The sequence below is a fragment of the Streptomyces sp. NPDC058373 genome (assembly GCF_042723275.1).
Taxonomy (GTDB): domain Bacteria; phylum Actinomycetota; class Actinomycetes; order Streptomycetales; family Streptomycetaceae; genus Streptomyces.
The window spans coordinates 255,863-259,490 of the sequence record NZ_JBHXJE010000002.1 but is presented as its reverse complement, the minus strand read 5'-3'; the positions used below and the strand labels follow the sequence as shown (position 1 = coordinate 259,490).

The 3,628-nt window shown below is 68.9% G+C and carries 2 protein-coding genes; both read left to right on the top strand.

Annotated features, from left to right (window positions below; translation table 11 throughout):
• Window positions 1-259 precede the first annotated feature (259 nt).
• Window positions 260-868, top strand: a complete 609-nt coding sequence (locus ACFWMZ_RS02645) for a CDP-alcohol phosphatidyltransferase family protein (RefSeq protein WP_383170549.1) — start codon at window positions 260-262, stop codon at window positions 866-868.
• Window positions 869-982: 114 nt separating this feature from the next.
• Window positions 983-3,478, top strand: a complete 2,496-nt coding sequence (locus ACFWMZ_RS02640; RefSeq protein WP_383170552.1) for a sugar phosphate nucleotidyltransferase — start codon at window positions 983-985, stop codon at window positions 3,476-3,478.
• Window positions 3,479-3,628 lie beyond the last annotated feature (150 nt).

The window sequence follows — 3,628 nt, the reverse complement described above, 5'->3', positions numbered from 1 at the left end:
AGGGGGGACCCTGTGGGAGAGTAGGACGCCGCCGAACTATTTGTGGCCTCGGGCCCTGGAAACCTGTCAAAGGGTTTCCGGGGCCCGAGGCATTTTTGCGTTCAGATTCATTCAGCGTCCGGATCGCCGCGGCGATCTCCGCGCTTTTGCTCCTGGCAACCCCTAAAGGGGGACTTGTGCCCCCTCTGTGAAGGGGGTGAGGGCCGAGGGGTAAGGTCAGGGAGCAACATTGGCGCGTTACACCACAGGAGGCCCCCGGGTGGAGGTCCAGGAGACTCGGGTCCAGACGGACCGGGTCCTCACCATCCCCAACATCCTCAGCATGGCCCGGCTGGTCGGCGTACCGCTGTTCCTGTGGCTCATCCTCCGGCCGGTCTTCGGCGGCCCGAACAGCGACGGCTGGGCCCTGCTGGTCCTCGCGCTGAGCGGCGTCAGCGACTACCTGGACGGCAAGCTGGCCAGGCGCTGGAACCAGATCAGCCGCTTGGGCCGGCTGCTCGACCCGGCCGCGGACCGGCTGTACATCCTGTCGACCCTGGCCGGACTCACCTGGCGGGAGATCCTCCCATGGTGGCTCACCGGCCTCCTCCTCGCCCGTGAACTGATGCTGCTGGTCATGGTCGGCATCCTCCGGCGCCACGGCTATCCGCCTCCCCAGGTGAACTTTCTGGGGAAGGCAGCTACCTTCAACTTGATGTACGCGTTTCCGTTGCTGCTCCTCAGCGAGGGCAGCGGCTGGCTCGCGTCCCTCGCAGCAGTTTTCGGATGGGCGTTCGCAGGATGGGGTACAACCCTCTACTGGTGGGCAGGGATTCTCTACGTGGTCCAGGTCCGCCGACTTGTCAGGGCGGACGCCACGGCCGATTGAGCCCCGCCAATGGGCGGCCGTAAGGCTGATGGCCCGCGTCACACCTAGTCGCGGGCCGGACCGGCCGGGCGAAGTCGGCAAGACCGTCGTCTCTTCAAGGAGGACGCTTCCGACATGAAGGCCGTCGTAATGGCCGGAGGCGAAGGCACGCGCCTGCGCCCCATGACCTCAAGCATGCCCAAGCCGCTCCTGCCGGTGGTCAACCGGCCGATCATGGAGCATGTGCTCAGGCTGCTCAAACGGCATGGACTCTCCGAGACCGTGGTCACCGTCCAGTTCCTGGCGTCGCTCGTCAGGAACTACTTCGGTGACGGCGAAGAACTCGGGATGGAACTCACCTATGCCAATGAGGAGAAGCCACTCGGGACAGCCGGCAGCGTCAAGAACGCGGAGGAAGCCCTCAAGGACGACGCCTTCCTCGTCATTTCCGGCGACGCCCTGACCGATTTCGACCTCACCGATCTCATCGCCTTCCACAAGGAGAAGGGCGCGCTGGTCACGGTCTGCCTGACCCGCGTGCCCAATCCGCTGGAATTCGGCATCACCATCGTCGACGACGACGGCAAGGTGGAGCGTTTCCTGGAGAAGCCCACCTGGGGCCAGGTCTTCTCCGACACGGTCAACACGGGCATCTACGTCATGGAGCCCGAGGTCTTCGACTACGTCGAGGCCGACACCTCCGTCGACTGGTCCGGGGACGTCTTCCCGCAGCTGATGAAGGAAGGCAAGCCCATCTACGGCTACATCGCCGAGGGCTACTGGGAGGACGTCGGCACGCACGAGAGCTACGTGAAGGCCCAGGCCGACGTGTTGGAGGGCAAGGTCGACGTCGAGCTCGACGGATTCGAGCTCTCGCCCGGCGTCTGGGTCGCCGAGGGCGCCGACGTCCACCCGGACGCGGTGCTGCGCGGGCCGCTCTACATCGGCGACTACGCGAAGATCGAGGCCGGTGCCGAGCTCCGCGAGGACACCGTGATCGGCTCCAACGTCGTCGTGAAGAGCGGATCGTTCCTCCACAAGACGGTCGTCCACGACAACGTCTACATCGGGCAGCAGAGCAATCTGCGCGGTTGCGTCATCGGCAAGAACACCGACGTGATGCGGGCCGCTCGGATCGAGGACGGCGCCGTCATCGGCGACGAGTGCTTCGTCGGCGAAGAATCGATCATCCAGGGCAACGTCCGCGTCTACCCCTTCAAGACCATCGAGGCCGGCGCCTTCGTCAACACCTCGGTCATCTGGGAGTCACGCGGACAGGCACACCTCTTCGGCGCCCGCGGCGTCTCCGGCATCCTCAACGTCGAGATCACCCCCGAACTCGCCGTCCGCCTCGCCGGTGCCTACGCGACGACGCTCAAGAAGGGCTCGACGGTCACCACCGCCCGTGACCACTCACGAGGCGCCCGCGCCCTCAAGCGCGCGGTGATCTCCGCCCTCCAGGCCAGCGCCATCGACGTACGGGACCTGGAGAACGTCCCGCTGCCCGTCGCCCGCCAGCAGACCGCGCGCGGCAGCGCCGGCGGCATCATGATCCGCACCACCCCGGGCGTCCCCGACTCCGTCGACATCATGTTCTTCGACGGGCGCGGCGGCGACCTCTCCCAGGCCAGCCAGCGCAAGCTCGACCGGGTCTACGCCCGGCAGGAGTACCGGCGCGCCTTCCCCGGGGAGATCGGCGACCTGCACTTCCCGTCCAGCGTCTTCGACTCGTACACCGGGTCGCTGCTGCGCAACGTCGACACCACCGGGATCGCCGACTCCGGGCTCAAGGTCGTCGTGGACGCCTCCAACGGCAGCGCCGGCCTGGTCCTGCCCAGCCTCCTGGGGCGCCTCGGCGTCGACGCCCTCACCATCAACCCGGGGCTCGACGAGGCCCGGCCGACCGAGACCGCGGAGAGCCGGCGGGCCGGGCTGGTCCGGCTCGGGGAGATCGTGGCCTCCGCGCGGGCCGCGTTCGGCGTCCGGTTCGACCCCGTCGGCGAGCGGCTCTCGCTCGTGGACGAGCAGGGCCGCATCGTGGAGGACGACCGGGCCCTGCTGGTCATGCTCGACCTGGTCGCGGCCGACCGGCGCAGCGGACGGGTGGCGCTGCCGGTCACCACCACCCGCATCGCCGAGCAGGTCGCCGCGTACCACGGCACGCAGGTCGAGTGGACGACGACCTCGCCGGACGACCTCACCAGGGTCGGGCGGGACGAGGCGACGATCTTCGGCGGCGACGGCCGGGGCGGCTTCATCGTGCCGGAGTTCAGCAGCGTCTTCGACGGCTCGGCCGCCTTCGTCCGGCTCATCGGCCTGGTGGCGAGGACCCAGCTCACCCTCAGCCAGATCGACGCCCGGATCCCGCGCGCCCACGTCCTCAAGCGCGACCTCGCCACCCCGTGGGCCGTCAAGGGCCTGGTGATGCGGCGCGTGGTCGAGGAGGCCGGCGACCGGTACGTGGACACCACGGACGGTGTCCGCGTGGTCGAGGCCGACGGCCGCTGGGTGATGGTCCTGCCCGACCGGGCCGAGGCCGTCACCCACCTGTGGGCCGAGGGGCCCGACGACGAGTCGGCCGAGGCCCTGCTGGACGAATGGGCGGCCGTGGTGGACAGCGCCGGGCGCTGACACCGGAACCACCCCGCCACCGGGCGGCCGCGGGGGGCGCCCCCCCCCCCCCCCCCCCGCGCCACCCCCCCCCCCCCCCAAAAAACGGGGGGGGCCCCCCCCCGCCCCCCCTAGAGGCGTGAAAGCACAACCCCCCACAAAAAAAAAGAA

Excerpts from the sequence above, each read along its gene's own strand:
- ACFWMZ_RS02640 (WP_383170552.1), top strand. The coding sequence starts at position 983 with ATGAAGGCCGTCGTAATGGCCGGAGGCGAAGGCACGCGCCTGCGCCCC.